General features: G+C 35.8%; 22 protein-coding genes. 9 read left to right on the top strand and 13 right to left on the bottom strand.

The window, feature by feature from the left end; genetic code table 11:
* Positions 1-15: 15 nt before the first annotated feature.
* The 3 genes from K2N75_RS04690 to K2N75_RS04680 are packed head-to-tail and all read right to left on the bottom strand — an operon-like array spanning position 16 to position 3,274.
* Positions 16-1,746: an AAA domain-containing protein gene (locus tag K2N75_RS04690; protein ID WP_297679826.1), complete on the bottom strand. Its 1,731-nt coding sequence runs from the start codon at positions 1,744-1,746 to the stop codon at positions 16-18.
* The gene (gene hypD / locus K2N75_RS04685) at positions 1,706-2,827 is read right to left on the bottom strand and encodes a hydrogenase formation protein HypD (RefSeq protein ID WP_297679825.1); all 1,122 of its coding nucleotides are present in this window, start codon (positions 2,825-2,827) and stop codon (positions 1,706-1,708) included. The genes K2N75_RS04690 and hypD overlap by 41 nt, the downstream gene beginning before the upstream one ends.
* Before the next feature lie 3 nt (positions 2,828-2,830).
* Positions 2,831-3,274: a hypothetical protein gene (locus tag K2N75_RS04680; RefSeq protein ID WP_297679824.1), complete on the bottom strand. Its 444-nt coding sequence runs from the start codon at positions 3,272-3,274 to the stop codon at positions 2,831-2,833.
* 70 nt (positions 3,275-3,344) lie between these two features.
* Here K2N75_RS04680 and truB point away from each other — a divergent pair, with 70 nt between their 5' ends.
* The 9 genes from truB to K2N75_RS04635 are packed head-to-tail and all read left to right on the top strand — an operon-like array spanning position 3,345 to position 10,278.
* Entirely contained in the window at positions 3,345-4,187 is an 843-nt protein-coding gene (gene truB, locus K2N75_RS04675) for a tRNA pseudouridine(55) synthase TruB (RefSeq protein WP_297679823.1), read from the top strand.
* Complete coding sequence (gene csrA / locus K2N75_RS04670) at positions 4,181-4,417, top strand: carbon storage regulator CsrA (RefSeq protein WP_297679822.1); 237 nt, start codon at positions 4,181-4,183, stop codon at positions 4,415-4,417. The genes truB and csrA overlap by 7 nt, the downstream gene beginning before the upstream one ends.
* Before the next feature lie 5 nt (positions 4,418-4,422).
* Positions 4,423-5,304 carry a 4-(cytidine 5'-diphospho)-2-C-methyl-D-erythritol kinase gene (locus K2N75_RS04665; protein WP_297679821.1) on the top strand — a complete coding sequence of 294 codons (882 nt, stop codon included), beginning with the start codon at positions 4,423-4,425 and terminating at the stop codon, positions 5,302-5,304.
* Positions 5,301-5,759, top strand: coding sequence for an SsrA-binding protein SmpB (smpB, locus tag K2N75_RS04660; RefSeq protein ID WP_115550745.1), 459 nt, complete (start codon positions 5,301-5,303; stop codon positions 5,757-5,759). Before K2N75_RS04665 ends, smpB begins: the two co-directional genes overlap by 4 nt.
* 45 nt (positions 5,760-5,804) lie before the next feature.
* On the top strand, positions 5,805-6,233 hold the full coding sequence (gene exbB / locus K2N75_RS04655; RefSeq protein ID WP_297679847.1) for a TonB-system energizer ExbB: 429 nt from the start codon (positions 5,805-5,807) through the stop codon (positions 6,231-6,233).
* Complete coding sequence (locus tag K2N75_RS04650) at positions 6,230-6,619, top strand: biopolymer transporter ExbD (RefSeq protein ID WP_297679820.1); 390 nt, start codon at positions 6,230-6,232, stop codon at positions 6,617-6,619. Before exbB ends, K2N75_RS04650 begins: the two co-directional genes overlap by 4 nt.
* Before the next feature lie 9 nt (positions 6,620-6,628).
* On the top strand, positions 6,629-6,811 hold the full coding sequence (locus K2N75_RS04645; RefSeq protein ID WP_297679819.1) for a hypothetical protein: 183 nt from the start codon (positions 6,629-6,631) through the stop codon (positions 6,809-6,811).
* 18 nt (positions 6,812-6,829) lie between these two features.
* Positions 6,830-9,523, top strand: a complete 2,694-nt coding sequence (locus K2N75_RS04640) for a hypothetical protein (RefSeq protein ID WP_297679818.1) — start codon at positions 6,830-6,832, stop codon at positions 9,521-9,523.
* Positions 9,523-10,278, top strand: coding sequence for an OmpA family protein (locus K2N75_RS04635; protein ID WP_297679817.1), 756 nt, complete (start codon positions 9,523-9,525; stop codon positions 10,276-10,278). The genes K2N75_RS04640 and K2N75_RS04635 overlap by 1 nt, the downstream gene beginning before the upstream one ends.
* Before the next feature lies 1 nt (position 10,279).
* On the opposite strand, the gene K2N75_RS04630 is transcribed toward K2N75_RS04635, so the two are convergent.
* The 10 genes from K2N75_RS04630 to K2N75_RS04585 all read right to left on the bottom strand — a co-directional run bounded on the left by K2N75_RS04630 (position 10,280) and on the right by K2N75_RS04585 (position 19,861).
* Positions 10,280-11,194: a phosphatidylglycerol lysyltransferase domain-containing protein gene (locus K2N75_RS04630; RefSeq protein WP_297679816.1), complete on the bottom strand. Its 915-nt coding sequence runs from the start codon at positions 11,192-11,194 to the stop codon at positions 10,280-10,282.
* A gap of 41 nt (positions 11,195-11,235) precedes the next feature.
* Positions 11,236-11,487 (bottom strand): hypothetical protein, encoded by a 252-nt coding sequence (locus K2N75_RS04625; RefSeq protein ID WP_297679815.1) that lies wholly within the window; start codon positions 11,485-11,487, stop codon positions 11,236-11,238.
* Positions 11,474-11,851 (bottom strand): flagellar export chaperone FliS, encoded by a 378-nt coding sequence (gene fliS, locus K2N75_RS04620; RefSeq protein WP_115550738.1) that lies wholly within the window; start codon positions 11,849-11,851, stop codon positions 11,474-11,476. The genes K2N75_RS04625 and fliS overlap by 14 nt, the downstream gene beginning before the upstream one ends.
* Positions 11,852-11,867: 16 nt before the next feature.
* Positions 11,868-13,946, bottom strand: a complete 2,079-nt coding sequence (fliD, locus tag K2N75_RS04615) for a flagellar filament capping protein FliD (protein WP_297679814.1) — start codon at positions 13,944-13,946, stop codon at positions 11,868-11,870.
* Between the two features lie 30 nt (positions 13,947-13,976).
* Positions 13,977-14,372, bottom strand: coding sequence for a FlaG family protein (locus tag K2N75_RS04610; RefSeq protein WP_297679813.1), 396 nt, complete (start codon positions 14,370-14,372; stop codon positions 13,977-13,979).
* 157 nt (positions 14,373-14,529) lie between these two features.
* Positions 14,530-15,837: a peptidoglycan DD-metalloendopeptidase family protein gene (locus tag K2N75_RS04605; RefSeq protein WP_297679812.1), complete on the bottom strand. Its 1,308-nt coding sequence runs from the start codon at positions 15,835-15,837 to the stop codon at positions 14,530-14,532.
* An 8-nt stretch (positions 15,838-15,845) separates the two neighbouring features.
* Positions 15,846-16,652 (bottom strand): cell division protein FtsX, encoded by an 807-nt coding sequence (locus K2N75_RS04600; RefSeq protein WP_297679811.1) that lies wholly within the window; start codon positions 16,650-16,652, stop codon positions 15,846-15,848.
* Complete coding sequence (locus K2N75_RS04595; RefSeq protein WP_115550733.1) at positions 16,639-17,307, bottom strand: ABC transporter ATP-binding protein; 669 nt, start codon at positions 17,305-17,307, stop codon at positions 16,639-16,641. Before K2N75_RS04595 ends, K2N75_RS04600 begins: the two co-directional genes overlap by 14 nt.
* Complete coding sequence (gene trmB / locus K2N75_RS04590) at positions 17,308-18,618, bottom strand: tRNA (guanosine(46)-N7)-methyltransferase TrmB (protein ID WP_297679810.1); 1,311 nt, start codon at positions 18,616-18,618, stop codon at positions 17,308-17,310.
* 7 nt (positions 18,619-18,625) lie between these two features.
* Complete coding sequence (locus K2N75_RS04585) at positions 18,626-19,861, bottom strand: fibronectin type III domain-containing protein (RefSeq protein WP_297679809.1); 1,236 nt, start codon at positions 19,859-19,861, stop codon at positions 18,626-18,628.
* Between the last annotated feature and the right edge of the window lie 68 nt (positions 19,862-19,929).

Raw genomic sequence — 19,929 nt, 5'->3', positions numbered from 1 at the left:
ATAATAAAATTCTGATTATATCAAAAAATTTTTATTATAAGGTTTGGCAATTTGCACTAATTGACTTAAAAATTGATTTTTTTGTTTTAACCAATAGGTTTTATCGCAAATTAAAATAATTCCCTTTTTAGCCCGCGAAAAGGCAACATTGAGCGCAAAAAGTGCTTTTTGATTGCTAGAATCATTCAGATGATAATGCAAGATGACAGGGGAAAAAAGAACATAATCAAATTCTTGTCCTTGTGAGGAATGAATCGTCCAAACGCATTCTTCTTTATAAAGCGCAGGCATTGTTTTTAGGATTAATTGCCTCTGATTTACAAAAGGTGTGAGAATCGCAAAATCTTGATGTGCGTTTAGAAATTCACGCGCTAAATTGCAACATTGCAAGGCTTCATTATAGTTTGCCTTATCTAAAGGCTGTGTTTTTGGCATTTGTGAAATGTCTAAGCAGTGCAAATAAGTTTTTGCGTTTAAACCTTGAAGGTTGTTTTTATAAATATAGGCATTGAGCAAATGCGCGAGATTATTACCATAACGATAGGTTTGTGTCAAAGTAAAAACTTGCGAAATTGGAGGATTTTCGCTAGGAGAGGTGGAATCCAAAAAGAAATTTTCCTCTTCAAAATCCCCTTGAGCCTTGAAAAATTTTTCCATAAAAAGCGAAGAATACTGCCATAATCTTGAGGGTTTCCATTGCGATTCTTTGAGATGAGTAGAATTTAATATACACACAGGTTGGAGTTGTTTATGGTCTCCTAGCAGTGTAATGGGTTTGTTAAACGCGCATAGGGGCAGAGTTTTTATCAGCGGTGAAAAACCTGCTTCATCAATGAAAAAATGTTTAAAGTCTATTGTATGCAAATCACTTCTGCGCAAAAAAGTATCCAAAGTCATTGCGACAACTAAGGAATCTTGCAAGGATTTTTTATAATCTATAGCTTTATTCTCTAGCAACAAATCACAATTTTTAGGGAAATTTTCGGCGAATCTTTGGCTAGGAGTGCCAAGTCTTAAGATTTTAGAAGTTTCAATTCCGATTTCATCTAAATTGGAAATTAGAGTTGTTAAGCATTGTTCTAGTGCGTTGTTTGTCGGAGCGAGAATCGCCACTTTGCAATTTGCCTTGAGATAAAACGCAAGAGCGTGCAAAAGCACGACTTTTGTTTTGCCACTACCCGCAGCCCCCCAAACATAGCAAAAGGGAGTTTCAAAGATTCCTTGAAGCGCGCGGAGCTGTTCTAAATGCGGTGGAGTTGGCAAGTCTTTTAAGGATTCAATGTCAGGCTTCAAAAGAGGTGGAATCGTAGGAAGCTTTAAGGTATGTTCTTGGAGATAGAAATTGATGACATTTTGAACGAGGAATTTTAAATCCGAAATAAGTTGCAGCGATTCTCTTTGTGAGAATAACTTTTTACAAAGCCTTTCTTCCACACTTAAACTAAGCACTTTGGATTTTTCATCATAGGAGAGAATGCTAATCTCGTCTTCGGATTCTTTCTCTAATATAAATTCCTCTGATGAAGTACGCAAAATCAGGCTTTCTGTGCTTTTAAGCTTGTATTCTAGCTGTAAGCTCAATCCAAAAATATCTTTGGAAATACTTTGAATCTTGACAATCTCAAAACCCTTATCATAAGCTTGCATATATTGCAAATAATTTTCTGCTGCGCAAACTAAGAAATCTTGCGTTTGAGGAGTTAAATCAAGCAGGGCGCATTCCTTGATATTTATAATACGCAGCACAAGCCCCTTCGCTGCTAACCATACAACTTCCTAAGGGATTTTGTGGATTGCAAAATTTACCAAAAAGTTTGCAATCAAAAGGCTTTTTGTTTCCCTTTAGAATCTCTCCACATAAGCAACCCTTATGCTCTTCCTTTGCGATTCCGCCTAAATGTTCTTTGAAAAGAATGCTTGCGTCGTAGTTTGCAAACTCTTTTTTGAGACGCAAAGAGGAATGAGGAATCTCTCCAAGTCCGCGCCAATAAAAGCTATCGTCTAGTTCAAAATAATGTTGGACAAGTTCTTGAGCCTTTAGATTGCCTTGTGCAGTTACGCTGCGTGCATACTGCGTTTCTATTTTGGGTGTTTTGTGTAGCACTTGTTGGACAATGCTTAAAAGGCTTTCTCCTACATCTACGGGCTCAAATCCGCAAACCACAATAGGAATCTTAAATTTTTCCAAAAGAGGTTGGTAGATTTGAGAGCCTGTAATCACACTCACGTGAGAAGGTGCTAGCAATGCGCCAATCTGGCAATCTGGTGCGCTTAAAATTGCCTCAAGGGGAGGTGGCACTAAAACGTGATTGCAATGCAGCGAAATATTGTGGAATCCCAAAGCGATAACCCGCTCTAAGAGCGCGGCAGACATTGGGGTTGTCGTCTCAAAACCAATAGCAAAATACACGACACGTTTTGTGGGATTCTCTTTGGCAATTTTTAAAACCTCCAAAGGAGAATAAACAAAACGCACATCAAGTCCTTTTGCTCTTGCGTTTTGTAGGCTTCCATAGCTTCCGGGCACTTTAATCATATCTCCAAGCGTAACTAAAATCACATCTTTTTGGCTTGCAATTTTATAAGCACAATCAATCCGATTTTTTGGCATTACACACACAGGACAGCCCGGTCCATGCACAAATTCTATTTTATCAGGCAAAAGTTCTGGTAAGGCGTATTTCATAATTGTATGTGTATGTCCGCCACAAACTTCCATAATTTTTAAAGGTTTTGTTAAATTTTTACTTAATGTTTTTAGGGCATTAAAAGTGCGTGTAATAGTTTGCGTATCGCGGTAAGTATCAATGTAGGGATTCTCTATCATCAATTATTCTTGTAAGATTTTTAAGATTAAGCCATCAAAATCTTGTGAATAGGGTGGATTAAAGCCTATTACAGGAATCCGATAACTTTGCGTGAAGTCTTGCGTATGCGAAGCGGTAATGACTTGCGCGTGCAGTTGCAGCAAATAACGCGGCACAAGGCTAAAAGAAGCCATAGGAGAAAATTCTTCCCTAGATTCGTTGTAATAATCCGTAAAATAAAATCTTACTTCTTGTAAATTTAAATTTGGAGCTTGCGCATAAAGAATCTTGAAGCGGTTGATAAAAGTATCTGCAAAGTCTTGCGGAACAACATCTGTGTTGTGCGATTCTACATAAATAATCTTAGGATAGGGTAGGTTGGGATTTGCTAAAGGAGATTTTGCACAAGCAGCAAAAATCCACAAACTGACACTTAAAAGAAAAAATGTTAGAATCTTACTTTGCATTTATGAATTCTCACTAATTATTTGAATTTTAAAGTGCAAATTTTATCAAAATAAATGAGGATTTTAAAGTTTGAATCGTATTTTTGTTGCAAAAAAACCTCTTTTTGTTTCTTCTAATCATTATTTAAGTTCTTTAAAACATCGTTTTGGCGAGAAAAAAGCAGGCTTTAGCGGAATCTTAGATCCTTTTGCTTGTGGTGCATTGCTCGTGGCATTTGGTCAATACACGAGACTTTTTCCTTATTTGGAAAAATCTCCTAAAGTTTATCAAGCGACACTTTGGCTAGGATTACAGAGTGATTCGCTAGATTTAGAAAATATACGCACATTGCACTATGTATCGCCATTTTCTCAAGAAAAAATAGAATCTGTTTTGCAGGATTTTGTGGGGATTGTGAATTTTGTGCCTCCAAAATATAGTGCCAAAAAGATTCAAGGCACGCAGGCTTACAAATTAGCGCGAGATGGACAAGAGGAGCTTTTGGAACAACATTTAAAAGAACAAACAATGCAAGTTTTAAAAATAGAGTTTTTAAACTATACGCACCCTTTTGTGAGCTTTAAAGCGTGGGTGAGTGAGGGGGCTTATATTCGTTCTTTGGGGGAATTGATTGCCAAAAAGCTAGGTTGCATTGGCTCACTTAGTTATTTAGAACGCATTAGCGAAGGAGGATTGCATTATGAGGGAGAAAAAGCGCTTAATCCTTTAGAGATTCTTCCTCTTAAAAAAATAGATGCGCGCAAGGATTTTGTTTTGCGCTCTTTGGTGCAAGATGGCAAGAAATTTTCCCCAAAAACATTGAAAATTAATGAATTTGAAAAATATATAGTGCAATTTGAGGATTTTTTCTCTATAATTTCATTTCAAAATCAAAACTTAGAATATTTAGCAAACAGGATTCCTTTATGTTGATTTTATCAAGAAAAGAAAATGAAAGTATTACCATTGGAGATAACATCACAATCAAAGTCATTTCTATTGATAAAGGCAATGTGAAGATTGGTTTTGACGCACCTCCAGAATTGTTGATTTTGCGGGAGGAATTAAAACTCGCAATTTCTGAAGAAAACAAAAAATCGCTTCAACAACAGGCGCAAAGCAGTGTGCTTGATAAGCTTGTCGCAGCGAGAAAAAAAGTCTAAAAACAATGATTTGCGATTCTTTAACGCAAAAAAATACTTATCTTTCCTATGCAAAAATCAATTTATTTTTAAAAATTGTTGGCAAAACTTGCATTAATGGAACAAAATATCATTTGTTGCAATCGCGTTTTATGCGAGTTAAAAGCCTTTATGATACATTAACTTTTTATTGGGGTATGACTGCTTTTAAGGTTGTGGGCACTTTTGATTGTGCAATGGAGCAAAATACTATCTATAAGGCTTATTGCGCGCTTTTGCCCTATCTTACGGAATCGCAAAGAGAGACATTAGAGCATTTGCAAGTAGGGGTAGATAAAAAAATACCAAGCGGCGGAGGATTGGGTGGAGGAAGCTCTAATGCGGCTTGTTTCTTGCAAGTTGTTTCTCAAAAATTACAACTTGATTTGGATAAGCAAACTCTTATGGAGATTGGGGCGCAAGTTGGGAGTGATGTGCCATTTTTTCTTAGTGGGTTGGAGATTGCAAATGTTGAGGGCAGAGGAGAGAGAGTAGAATCTTGTCCAAATGGCAAGGAATCACAAGATTTTGCGCCTTTTGAAGTAGAAATCATTATGCCAAAATTGCATTGCAACACCGCAAAAGTTTTTCAAAAATATTCCGATTCTTTTTATGATGAAGCAAGGATTTTGCAAACAAAAAAGCAAAATTGGCTACAAATGTCCAATGAGGAAATTTTGAATAAAAAATCGCTTGAAAATAATGATTTGTTAGCTCCTGTTTTGGCTCTTTATCCGAAGTTGGAATCGTATTGTAAAAAGGATTTATTTTTAAGTGGAAGCGGAAGTTGTTTTTGGCGCAAAAAACCTCAAATAAAAGAATCGCAAAACTTCAAAGAGGCTTTTAACCCCGCAAGGACAGCACAATGAAAATTATCGCAACAAACAAAAAGGCGACTTTTGATTTTTTTATTTTGGAGCGTTTGGAAGCAGGGATTGAACTTAAGGGAAGTGAGGTAAAATCTATTCGCGCAGGACGCGTGAATCTCAAAGATAGTTTTGTGAAAATCATTCAAGGAGAGGCGTTTTTATTCCAAGCGCATATCGCGACTTTATCCACGACAAATTTACATTACAAGCCTGATGAGAAGCGTCCGCGCAAATTGCTTTTGCACCGCAAAGAAATTGACAAACTCTTTGGCAAAAGTCAAGTTTCTGGTATGAGTATCGTGGCGTTGAAGCTTTATTTTAACGCGCGCAATAAGGCAAAATTAGAAATCGCCTTAGCTAAGGGAAAGAATTTGCACGATAAGCGCGAATCCTTGAAAGAAAAAATCCAAAAACGAGAAATTGCACAAAGCTTAAAAGAAATGCAAAGAAGATAATAATAAAGCAAGAAAGGAAAAAAGTTGGAATTATCTTTAAAAGAAATGGTGGAATATGGAGTAATTGGTGTTTTATTGCTAATGAGCATTGTAGCACTTTGGGCAACATTGGAGCGATTGTTGTTTTATAAATACATCAAATTGATTCTTTATACTAATAAGATAGAATTAGAAATAGACCTCTCCAAGAATCTTACTTTGATTGCGACAATTGGTTCAAATGCTCCTTATGTTGGACTTCTAGGAACGGTGTTTGGGATAATCATTACCTTTGTGCAGATTGGGCAATCGGGTATGGTAGATACTGCAAATATTATGACAGGGCTTGCTCTTGCGCTTCAAGCCACAGCGGGCGGATTGCTTGTCGCGATTCCAAGTATTATCTTTTATAATCTCTTAATGCGCAAGAGTGAAGTTTTAGTTGCACAATGGGAGATTATGCAAGACAAAAAGGCAAATAAAGGCGCGCAATGAAAAGGTTTCGGAGAATGGATAGCATTAATATCGTGCCCTTTATTGATATTATGCTTGTTTTGTTGGTGATTGTTTTGACAAGCGCGACTTTTATTGCGCAGGGCAAGATTCCGATTGCACTTCCGCAAGCGCAAGGTTCGGATAAAATCACGCAGCCTTTGAAAAGTGTTGAAATTACGATTGACGCGCAAGGGCAGTATTATTTGGATAAAACGCCAATGAGTTTGGAATCTATCCAAAGCGAAATTTTAAAGATTCCAAGAGAAACGCCGATTTTGTTGCGTGGAGACCAAAAGAGTTACTTTGAACGATTCGTTGCTTTGGTGGGAGTTTTAAACTCTAGCGGACATAATAATGTAGATGTGCAAGTAGAACAAAGTCGTTAAAGGGGATTAATGTTTAGAGAAAATTATGATTTATCAATGATTATTTCCGCAGTTGTTACCTTTATGGTTATTGTGTTAGCGATTCGTTTTGTGTTGTATTTGGCAAATCGCAACAATTCACAGATTCAAAAGCCTGATTGGCTAGAAGATGAACGTTTTGATGTGCAAACAAAGAAAAATAAACGAAAATAAATTGAATAAGGAAGAATAATGGAGAATCTAATCATTAATGCAATTTTTACCGCATTTATGTTTGGGCTTGCGCTTTGGGATTATCTAAGCTATGGCAAGCAAAAGCACCGCGATTTTAAATCTATTATTATGAGTGCGGGGGTTTTAGGAACTTTTGTGGGGATTTTTGTAGGTTTGCAGGATTTTGATGTAAGCAATGTAGAAAACTCTGTTCCCTCACTGCTTGCAGGGTTGAAAACTGCATTTTATACTTCTATCTTGGGTATGGCATTAGCGATTTTGCTTTCTATTTTACAAAAAAGCAAGGCGGTTAAAACAGACTTTGAGAATATGCTGGATTATTTTTCTTTGCAAGCAGGGAAGTTGGATAAGTTAGAAAAATTAGACAAGTTGGAATCTTTGGGCAAATTACAAGAAATTGTTGCACAAAATCAAACCCAAATGGAATCTCAAAATGCTTATTATAAGCAACAGATGAATAATTTTAAGGTTTTAGAGGATAATTTTGTTAAAACCAATATGGCATTAAAAGAGGCTATGCATCATCTTGCGCAAGGGGCTTCCAAAGAATTAATTACTGCGCTAGAGGGGGTGATTAAGGATTTTAATCAACGCATTACAGACCAATTTGGGGATAATTTTAAAGAATTAAATAGTGCAGTGGCACAAATGATTTTGTGGCAAAACAATTATAAAGATTCTATTATGGGGCTAGATTCAAGTCTTAAAAGCACTTTGAATCTTTTTGAATCCACCAAAGAATCTTTAGAATCCATTGCGCAACGCAATGCAGAAGTTTTGGAAGTTTATACCGCCTTAGCCCATAGCATTGAGGCTTCACGCATTGAAAACGAAAAACTCTCCCATCTTTTGCAAGGTTTTGAAAAAATGCACGAGGACGCAAGCAAGGCACTTGTGAGTGTAGAGAATCTAAGTCAGAATCTACAAAACACACATACGCAAACCCTAGAATACACAAAGGAATCTTTAGAGGAAGTGCAAAGATTTCTCATCAAAAGCACACAAACACACCAAGAAAACACACAAAATCTGCTAGAAAATAGCTTCAAGGCATTAGAGGAAGACGCACAAGAACAATCCAAAAACTTAAATACATTGCAAAATGCCTTTAATGCCTTTAATCAAGAGTATTTGGAGCAAAATAAAGAGCATTTAGGGGAGGCTTTGGAGACTTTAAAGGTTAAATCTCAAGACTTTATGGAATCCTTAGTGGAGAGTGATTCTGCATTGAAGCATAAAAATTTAGAGATGATAGCGCAGATTGAAGGAAGCGTCAAAGAACATCTAAACAGCGTCAAGGAAAACTTTGAAGGGAGTTTAGAAGCATTAGAAAATGCACAAAAAGAATCTTTGTTGTTAGTAGAGGAGCAGAGCAAGCGAAGCGATGAAGTCTTGTTACGCCATTCGCAAGAAATGGAAAGCACATTAGAAAAGGCAAGCCATACTCTGCAAGAATTAGGCGAGCAAACGCAAAAAAATCTTACCAAAAGTTCTGATACATTAGAGCAGCACATCACAAACGCGGTGTTAAACTTTGATAAACTTTTGGGAAATACCACAAAAACCCTAGAGGAAAATTTCAAAGATTCTAAAGAAACCCTTACCACTCTTAGTAAGGAAATAGAAAGTTCTATGCTAACGACTACGAAGTCTTTAGATTCTTTGCTAAATGATACCGCAAATACCCTAAGCCAAAGCACGCAAAACATTGAGGAATCTTTGGTGCATACAAACCAAACCCTTATGGAATCGTTTAAAGAAAGCACACAAAGCATACAAGAAGGATTCCAAAGTTTCAATGAAAATTTAAGAGATAATCTAGCAAAAACTACGGAGGAAATAGGGACAAGCGTAAGCAATCTGATAGAACAAAATCAAACACAGAGTCAAAATTTGAAAAATCTAATGGCGGAAAATGTGAAAGAGTTTCATCAGAGTTTAATCACTATGCAAAAGGAAAACCAAAACCATAATGCAGAGATTCAGAGTCAAATGCGCAGTAGCTTTGGCGAATCCTATAAAAACGCTTTGGAATCTCTAAGTGCCTATTTGAGAAACACAACCAATGCCTATCAAACACAACTGACGACATTAGCGCAAAATACCCAAAAAACAAATCTGGAGACTTATCAGAAACTAGGAGGAGAATTGCAAACGCACCTAAGGACGATTGCACAAGGTTTTGAAAGCAATGCTCAAAAAGTTTTGGCAAGTTCTGAAAATCTAGCAAATCAGCTGCTTAAGGCAAATAATACGCAGCTAGAATCCCACACAAAAGAAGTAATGGCAAGCTTTAATTTGCTAGATAAAAATGTCAAAAATGCTTTAGATACAATGGCGAAAAACTATCTTGCAAGCCTTGAGATTCTTACAAAGCAAAGCATAGAAACTCCAAGAAATGCGAGTGTAGAGTTATTAAACGAGTTTAATAAATTGCAAAGGAATCTAAGCGGGGCATTGGAAAAAACTTATCTTTCGTTAGAAAGTAATCGGAAAGAAATTGATACGATTTTAAAAATCATAGAATCCAATATTGCTACTTCTCTTCACCAAACTTCTAGCTTGAATGAAAATCTCTGTAAATCGCTTGGAGATTTGGACGGCGCGCTTTCAAATATTACTTTGGGATTCCGCCAAGACTATGAATGGTTTTTGCGTAGAATCCGCGAGTTAATGGGAGCTAGAGGCTAATGGCAAATTCTTATAAAGGCAACGAATGGATTAGCATTTCAGATATGATGGCGGGGGTGATGATGATATTTTTGCTTATTGCCGTCTCTTATATGGTGGTGATTAGCAAGACAGAAAAAAAGCTTGCGATACAAAATGCCGAACTTTTGGAGTTAAACAAGCAGATGAGTGATATTGCAAAAACCCATAAAGATTTGCAAACAGACCTTTATCAGGATTTAGTTTCTGAATTTTCTAAGAATTTAGAACGTTGGAATGCAGAGATTGATGCAGACAACACGGTGCGGTTTAAAGAGCCGGAAATCTTGTTTGACCAAGGGCAAAAAGAAGTTAAGATTCGTTTCAAAGAGATTTTGGACGATTTTTTCCCTCGTTATATCAAAATCTTAAGTCAAGAAAAATACAAACAAGATATTGAGGAGATTCGTATTGAGGGGCATACTTCCACAGAATGGCAAAATGCCAATACACTAGAATCACGTTATTTGGGTAATGCTGAACTTTCGCAAGCAAGGGCATTAGAAGTGCTGAAATATTGTTTTAGCAATAGGCAAATTGACGCCCAAAAGCAATGGCTTATTAGTGTTTTGCGCGCTAATGGATTGTCTTTCGCAAAACCTTTAGAAACTCCAGAACTTTCAAGACGTGTAGAGTTTAAAGCACTCACAAAAAGCAATCAAAAGATTCTTAAGATTTTAAATGTGAATCAAGAGTTGCAAAATGTAGAGACTTCAGAGGTATTGGAGGAAAATTAAGCTAATTTTTAAAATCCATTTTTAAAGTGGCGTCAAATTTAGCTTGTAAAAAAAGCGGGTGATAGGATTGTTTGGCTTTGCGCAAGCCTTCAATGCCTAAATCTTCCTCGCGATTCACATAAGAATATGCACTCCATTCGTGCGCTAGAAACTCGCGATTAATGGCTTGGTAAGCCCCTTGATATTCAATGTTGGCTTTTTCAATATGAATCACTACGGTGTCGCTATTAAGAGGCTCGCCGAAACTAAAAGCGATGATTTTATCCTCTACGCGTAGGATTCCACCTTTAAAATCTAGCTTAGAAAATTGCTTTAGGGATTCTATAATGCCTACATACTCGTTTCTTAAGCCATCACTTGCGGTATCGCTGATTTTGCCAAACCAACTTTGATAAGTAGTGATAAGTTCATCTAAGTTTTTAGTATTTAATGCTTCATAAGTAAAGGAATAGCGTTCAGTGAAGCGATTTAAATGTGTTTTTTTCTTGTGGTATTTTTTGCCTTTTAGCTCAATAAGTTCAGGTGCAGAATAGATATAATCACTCCTATCCTCGCGATAGATAAAGTCAAAAGTATTTGGGAGTAGGGATTCTAATTCCTCTTTATCTGCCTGACTTAGAGAATGGATAGAGAATCCTAAACCTTTTGCCTTACAGATTTCTTGTAATTGCAGAATCGTTCGTTTTTTGCTTTCTAGGTCGTTTTGTTTATGAATGGGATAGAAAATAAAAGGATTCTGGTTAGGATATTGTGTCTTAATGATTAAGCAATCATTAAGAATAGCCCAACTAATATGACGCGCATAATGCCAAAGATAGAGATTTGTAAAAGTTAAATCCGAAACAAGAATATTACAAGAAGTAAAGAAACTCGTAAGTAGTTCTTTATCTTCAATGTCAAGAGGTTTCCATTGCATTGATATTCCTTTAATTAAAAGGAGTATTTTAATACAAACAATTAAAAAGAAATATTAAGCCTTTGTGCATTTTCTTGTTGAGGAAAGAAATTTTTAGTTTGTTTGAGCTTGCGCATTTCTAAGCTTAATTTTTCCTTTTGAGCCTTAGCATATTCTGTGATTTGCTCCATTACCGCCAATGCTTCAAACATTTCATCTCTTGTTTTTAAAATAGGAGTATTATCCAAGAGTTCATTGAGTTTGCTATCATTTTTGTTTAAATATGCCACCTTTAATTCATTAAGCCAATTCATGATTTACCTCTTTCCATGCTTCAAGTAGTCCTTTGACTACTTTAATCACGATGTCAATTTTATCTTTGTTGTTTTCCATATTTGCTTGAGTTAAGAGCTTAATTTGATGTGTGTAAAGCCCTGTAAGGTAATGAGCAACTTGCCCGCCTTTTTCATAATCAAGCGAATTTAAAAGCTCCACAAAAATATCTGTGGTGCGATTGATATAATAAATTTTTTTCTCAATATCTTGAGAATCAATACAACGTTTTGCCATAGAAGCAAAGCGTAAAATACCCTCATATAGCATTTCAACAAGTTTTGCTGGTGATTCCACCGCGACAGAATTTTGTTGATAAGAATTGTAGGCTAAACTACTTTTCATTTCTTAAGATTCCTTTCTATGAGTTTGAAGAATACAAGGACTGAATCATATTTTGAACTGCTAGTGATTGTTGTTGTGTTTTAGCAATAAGTTGGTCATAAGCAGACCATTTACTTGCCATAGTTTCATAACGAGAATCAATGTATTCTTGTGTTTTAGTTTTATCTTCATTGAGAGTTTTTTGCTCATCTACCAAAGAAGTTTCTAAGAGTTTCAATGTGGAATTGCTCCCTGTAATTAACTTGTCCATTGTATTGCGAAGCTTGGTGAAAACTCCATCTACTTCAGTGCTAATACCGCGTGAGACACTTGTTGTGCTTCTAAAGAATGCAACCGCTTTGTCTGGGTCTTCTTTAAATGCAGAATCAAATTTCTCTCTATCCATTTTGAGTGTGCCATCATCGTTAAAATAAATTCCATATTTGACAAGATTATCCCCATTAATATCATTGGAGGTGATGATGGAGTTAAATTGTCTAAGAATCTGCCTAATATCGCTATTTCCATTAAAAACACCCGCAACTTCTGTATCTTCATCGTATCGCATTAATTCTTGGATTTTGTTATACATGGTATTGTAATTTTCTACAAATTTTTCCATTTCTTCTGCGATTCCAGAATCATCACGAGAAACGCGCACAATGACTTCTTTGTTTGCTTCTGTAACGGCTGTAAGCTCTAAGGAAAGCCCAGAAACAACATCATCAAAACTATTTTTATCACGTTCAATTTCAATCCCATTATAAGTGAATTGTGCATTTTGTGCCTTTTGGATATTAGTGATATCCATTTTCTCTAAAAAGCTCTGACTTGTTGCATAACTACCCATTTGTAAGCCTACGGAATTTAGAACTTTGGTTTGTTCTGCAGAATCTGCTCCTTCTGCGCCAATTCTTACACTATTGCCATCTAGGCTATTAATGACCAATTTTCCGTCTTTAACTTCTGCGGAGACTTTGCCATTTAGATTCGTATTTGTGTTAATTTTATTAGCTATTTCTTGGGCATTTCCTGTACCTGAACCAGTATTAATAGAGCTTAGGTCAATTCTTTCTCCATTGATTGTGATTGCTCCACTTAATGCTCCACTGCTCACAGCTGAACCCTTGATTAAATCTGTACTTGAAGCACCAACAGAAGTTTTGACAAATCCTAAATCTGTATCAACTTCACTTCCGCCCTCAATGACTTTGACTTTTGCATCAGTGATATTGACTTTAATCTCTCCGCCTTTAGAATCGTTAAACAATAAGCCTTTACCCGTACTATTTAAACCTATGGTAATTTCACCGTTTTCAAGTTTATCTTTGATGTTTGCTAGATTAGAGTCGTTTTCAATTTTTTCATTAATTGCTTTTAAGAGTGCTTTGGCATTGTTTTCAGCAGTGTTTCCAATCTTTGTTTCGACATCATTCGCTAAATCAATGCTAATTGTTTGACCGCCAATTTCAATTTCAAACGTTCCACTTGTGAGCTGTCCCCCGGGCATTGCTGCACTTTCTAATGTGCTTCCAAAATAGATTTTGTTTTGTGCGCCAGAATCTTTGCCTTGAATCATTAATTGGTAGGGTTCGTCTCCACCGGTTTTCATAATGATACCCATTACAGCGCCATTGGTTTTATCTGTGATAGCTTGTCCGACTTCTGAGACAGTCATACCTGCTTTGATTTCAATATCATAATTCGTGCCATTATGATAAAAGCTAAGAGTTGTGTTTTCTGAACTAAAAACGCTATCTCTTGTGGCAAACTTCAACCCTACTTGATTGACATCATTTTGCGCAAGTTGTTTGACATTGATTTTAATATCTTGAATCGCCAAACCTTCCCCCGCTGTTGCTTTTACACCACTACCTTCAACAGAAGTAGAACGTTTTAGATAGGTGCTAAAGTCTGATAAATTCTTGAAGTTTGTATTCAAAGAAGTCATCATAGTCAAAAGCGAAGTAAGCTCAGTTTGCTTTTCCATATTGGTTTCAATTTTTTTAGTTATAGGGTCAATTTGGTTTTTAATATCATTGTCCTTAAGTTGATTAAGGGTATCCCAACTTAGGTTACTTGCAATTCCTAATACGCCCATTTGTCCTACTGCCATAGTAATCTCCTTTCTAAGATTGGCTTTTTCTTAAGCTTGTTTGTCGAAAATAATCCCGACTACCTCTTTCATTTTTGCCATAAGTCTCATTGCTTCATCGCTTGGAATCTTGCGAATGATGCGATTGGTATCTTTTTCACTCACGGTTACAAAAAGCCCTTCAATATCTTCATTAAACCCAAAGGTAACATTTGTATTCAGTGGATTAAGCTCTTTGTTAAGTTGTTGAGCTAATTCATTGAGTTTTTGCTTTTGTTCTTGAATCTTTTGCTCTTCACTTGATTTATCAATCTCTACTTGCACTTGTTCTGCTTGGGTCATTGACTCTTGCAGTTTTGGGCTATTTTGATTACTTGCGCTTCCTTGCGTAGAGTAAGTATTCACTTGAGTGCTAGCAATATTCATTCCATTTTCAGAAATAGTCATAGTAACCTCCTTTTTAATATTCCTAGTTATTATTTATGGAAGTATATCGGATATTATTTAAAAAAATAAAGAGTAAATAATTAAATTTTTTAAAATTTTTTAAAAATTCTCTTTTTTGCGCTATGAAGTTTTTTATGCACAAGTGTAATAATATAATTTAAAGGTTTTTAGAGGAAATGAGTTCTAGCGGGTCAATGTGTTTGTCTTTAAGAGTTACTTCAAATTTCAAAGCATTATCTACGCGTCCGATAGTGTAGCCTTTTTTGACGGTGCTACCGGGTTTTATTGTGGGTGCGATTTTATCTAATTGTGCATAGATTGTGTGCATATTGTCTTTGTGTTCGATGATGACGACACGTTTAAGAATCGGAGTGTCCTTAGCAAATACAACCTTTCCATCTAAAACGCTTTTGACTTTATCATCTCCTTTTGGAGCTAAAGTTACAGATTCATTAAAAACTTTCATCTTATACACGGGGTCAAAATAAGGTCCAAAATGTTTTTCAATCGTAAAATTTTCTAAAGGAGCAATTGTCTTAGCGCCTTTGTACTTGGTTGTTCCGATATTGTGGTAAGAGCTAGCAACTTGGCGCACATCAAAATCATCTTTGGCTTTTGAAGTATTAGAAGTTTTTGTGTTTTTGGGCGAATCCTTGCTTGCTGTTTTAGAAGATGTTTGGGATTCTATAACTTGTGATTCTGTGGGTTTAGTCTTGGCTAGTTCCTCGCGTTTTTTGCGTTTTTCTTCTTCTTGACTTTTAAGAATATTGAGATTTACAAGAATCCCTTGTACTTCATCGCGTTCTTGGACGATTTTTTGTAATTCTTTATTGTATTTTGTAATTTCTTTTTGATAGTTTGCAATCAATGTTTCTTGTTCGCTTTGTAGTGCCTTTAAATGGGTTCTTTTTTTGTTTTCCACTTCAAGAAAATTTTTTAATTGTGTGATTTCGGTTTGTAGGGAATGGAGGTTGGCAATTACTTCGCTTTGTTTGTCGCTCAGTGTGCTTAAGTGTCTTTTTGTAGCTTCACTTAAGGATTTAAATGCCTCTTCTGTTATTAAGTCTTGAATAGATTCTGGCTGGAAGTCGTTTAGCAGAATCGCAAAGGAAACATCTTTGAGAATTAAATCCATCATTTCAAATTCAATTTGTTTGCGCGTTTGAAATAAAGAATCTTGATTATTGCTAAGTTTTTTGATTAAAGCAGATTTAGAATCATATTCCTTTTGATTTTTGGCGATATTTTGTTCATTTTCTTTGATTGTTTTTTGAAGTATTTTATTTTCTTCTTTTTGGAGATTGATTGCATTGCCTAACTCTTGGAGTTTAGCATTAATTTGCTTTTCTTGTCGCTTTTTGTCTTCTAAAGTATTTTGATTTTGGCTGATTTTTTTAGTAATTTCCTTTTCATTTGCACTAAAACAGAGAGAGAAAAAAATAAGAAAAAGCAGATAAATACGCATAAAAATCCTTAATCCCTGTGTTGTAGGCTCACAATCCATACTGAAATCAGAGAGACAGCAAGCCCTGTTAAAAGCAATACAATAGAATCTAAAATGGGTGAAAAAATCTCTGGATTTAAACCTAATTCTTGCAAGAAAATCAGCAAAGTAGGATTCTGTGAGATATAAACCAAACCGCTAGCAACGATAAGAGTTGCAAGGATAGTGTCTAAACAAGCAAGTCGGAATAAAACTTGAGAGCGCATCCAAAGCGGTGCTCCGAGCAAAGTCATAATCTCCATTCTTTCTAAATGTTGAAATTTCCAAATTTCAATTTGTTTAAACATTAAAAGCAAGCTAATTAATGCAATAAGGCTTGAAAAAATCATTGTGCTACCATTGATAATCAAAAGAAGTTGATAGATTTGACTATGACTTTTAGTAAAAGTTTCAATCCGAGAGACGCCCTCTAATGTGCTTAAAGTTTTGTGGATATTTTCTAAACGCGAGCTGCTAGGATAAACATTGAGGGTTAAAGAATAGAATCTCGGGAGGGATTTTTTGAGCAAAACAATATTGGCTTGGCTAATGTTTTTGCTCAATCTATCTAAAACAATTTTAGAATCAATTAGAGTTAAGTCTTGTGCCTCACTGATTTTGTTACGCAAAAGTTCTAAATTCAATTCTTTAGTGCTTGCAAGAATAATTGCGTAGTTTTTACCCAACTTACTTTCGTAATCATTTAGAGTGCGAGAAATAAGCAAAATGCTTTCTAGTGCAAAAAGTAAAGCAATCAGTGGAATAATAAGGCTTAAGTGATTTTTAAGAGAGTTCATAGATGACCCCTTCTTCAATATGAAAATGGCGATAATTGACTCCTAGAGTTTCTGGGATTCTGTGCGTTACTACAACAACCGTGATTCCAAGTTGCACATTGACGCCCTTAAGTAAGCTCCAAATTACTTCTGAGGAGTAGTCGTCTAGGTTTCCTGTTGGTTCATCGGCAAGAATCAAAAGGGGATTATGGGAGAGTGCGCGCGCCATAGCAACACGTTGTTGTTCCCCTCCACTTAGCTCTAAAGGATATTTGCTCCCTTTGTGGGAAAGTTTAATGTGGGCTAAAAGCCTATCTGTCTGAGCTTGGCAAGATTCTTTGGTAAATCCTCCGATAATCATAGGAAGCATAACATTTTTTTCTACATTAAAATCCTTGATTAATTTATAATCTTGAAAGATAATGCCTAAATGTCTGCGCAAGATTTCAATATTTTTTTTATTTGCCTTAAACATTTCTATTCCGCAAACTTCCAAAGAGCCGCTTTTAAGTGCTAAATCCCCATAAATAGAGCGCATTAAGGTGCTTTTACCACTCCCGCTTGGACCGCTAATAAAAACAAATTCTTTAGGGTAAATACTAAAGCTCGCATTTTTGATAATGATTTCGTTTTTGTAACCTAAATTCATATTTTTTGCTTGAATAATTGCGTCCATTTAGGATTCCTTATAAAGACTGAAGTTATTTTGGATTAATTGTAAGAGTTGCTGATGTGCCTTGTGATTGAGATAAGTAGGCAATGGATTCTCTTTGAAATATGCAAGACGATTTGTTTGCATAGTATAACGCGTTTGAGGATAATTAAAATCTCCAAAGGAAATTTTAAGCAAACAAGAAGGGGAGGGAGAATCGCAAGGACTGATTAATAAATCTTCCAAATGTAAAAAATAATCCTTTTGCACAATTTTTGTTTTTTGAAAGTTTTTGGGCAAAAATAATAAAGGTTGCGCGGCAGAATCCAAAAAGGCAAAGTCACAATCTAGCTTGCGCGAGGCACTTGAGTGCAGGGCGAGAAATTCAAGAGTGTAAATATCTTTTTTTTGCCTTAACCATCTGGCTTCATATTTGCTAATAATCGCCTCTTGTGCGTTTATCTGTGATTGTGTTTGAAAATCTGCTTTGAAATCTTGTGCAAGATTTTTTGCATAATTGAAATAATCTAGGCTGTCGGTGCGCAGTTGTAAAATCCCATTTTCTTTTAGCGCGCGGGCGCTTTGGGCTAAAAAAGCTTGACTTAGGATTCTACGATGTGGCTGTTTGTCCCAAGGCACAGGAAAATGCACAAAGATTTTATCTAAAGCATTGGAGGGTAAAATTTCTAAAAAAATCCGCGCATCATAGTTAAGAATCAAAACATTTTTAAGCCCCAAAAGCCCAATTTGACGCGCTACTTGTTCCAATGAGGGAGAATGAATCTCTAAGCCAATGTGCAGAATCTCTGGATAATTTTTAGCATTATGCAGCAAATGTCTCCCGCTACCAAAGCCGATTTCTAGCCAAACTTTTGGCAGAGAATTTGAGCTTTTGGATATTTGAGATTCTTTTGTAAAAGTCTTTAAAAGATTTTCAAAATCCAAAAAATCCCCAATTTCTCTAATGAATGGAAGTTTGCGCTCTAATGCTTGACTTTTGCCATTTAAATTATGTGAAAGAATAGAATCTTGAAAATCCATTAAAATTTTTAATGCACTTTTGATGATTTCAATAGGAGAAATACGCGAATTTTTATCCAAATGAACAATAGTTTCTTTGGTTTTGTGCGGAGTTTTCAGGCGCGTTTTGATTTCTAGGAAAAAATTTTTGGTTTTTTCTTTGGAATCTTTGGGGTTAAAACAAACTTGCAACAAAGCAAAATGGGGATTCTGTGTTGAATGAAACACTTGCATAAAGCAAAATTCCCCTAAAGAATTTGTAACTTTCAAGGGGAGATTGGGAAGTTTGAGTTGCGTAGTTTTAAAATGTGGCATTGTCGTCTTATTTGGGTAGAGAAAGCACAACTTCTTGCGATGTTTTGGATTCTAATCCATTCTTGTCTATTGCGCTGACGCGATAATAATATTTTTCGCCCGCCTTGACTTCTTTGTCAATAAATTCCGTTGTGAGGACTTTATTGTAACGCAAGGTTTCTCCAAAAAATAAGGAATCTTTCTTATAAACAATATACTCTGTGGCACGATTATCAGTGGGATTCCATTTGAGTACAACAGAACCATTTTCAATGCGTGCATAGGTAATGTTTGGTGCATTAGGAACCGCAAGAGTTGAGCCGCTAATAGGTCCTGTTTCTAAGCTGTCTATCCCATCTTTATCGGTAGCAACGATTTTGTAGCTATATTGTTCGCCGTCTTTGCCTATCAAATCTTGATACGAATCTGTGTTGCTAGGAAGCGTGGCAAGCGTAGTGTAAAAACTAGAAATAAAGCTAGAGCGCAAAATCTTATAAGAAGTTACTTCAGGGTTTTTGTGTAAATTCCAACTTAAATTAATTTGTTTTGGAATATTATTTGTTGCCTTAAAATTAGTAATTTGCACAGGTTTTGGCTTGGTAGTAGCTTGGACACTTTTAGAGGGTAGCGAGCGTGAGCCATTTGCGTTATAAGCATAGATTTGATATTCATAAGTCGTGCCATCGTCTAGTTTAGTATCCAAATATTCTACAAGTAGGCGATTTTGAATCTTGCTGATTTCTTGCCAATTTCCATTTTTGTCTCTGCGCTCAACAATATAGCCACTTACACGCGTATCTTGATGAGGATTCCAAATAATTTTTACCTTTCTTGGATAGTTGCTAATAGCCTCTACATAGCTTACAGCACTGATAGAATGTGTTTTTGCGCTGATAGTTTCAGAAAAAGGAGAGACATTTTTTTGCTTATCAAACGAAGCAAATTGATAAATATATTCAGTATTGGAATCTAGTTTATTATCCGCGTAATGTGTGATAAAACGCGAATCTAATGTAGCAATTTTGCTGAAATTTTGCTCTTGTGCTTTTTTGCGATAGACATAATAGCCTGCGACTTCTGGGTCTTGAACGGAAGTCCATTCAAAAGCATTGGTATTAATATCGCTTAATACGCGAATATCCTTTGGGGGAGTAAGCGAGCTATTGATACTAGGATTTGGGTTTAAAGCCGAACAAGCATTAAAAAGCAACATAAAAGTCACGATGATTCCACTAAAGAAAAATTTAAATAAAGGATTTTTCATTTTAATGTCCTTGTAATCTCTTAAAGTTTTAGAAAGTGAAGCTTAATTTTAACATAATTATATAATTT

Source organism: Helicobacter sp., from assembly GCF_029067145.1.
In the GTDB taxonomy this organism is placed as follows: Bacteria; Campylobacterota; Campylobacteria; order Campylobacterales; family Helicobacteraceae; genus Helicobacter_D.
The sequence above is the reverse complement of the archived record's forward strand: the minus strand, read 5'-3'. Positions and strand labels throughout refer to the sequence as shown.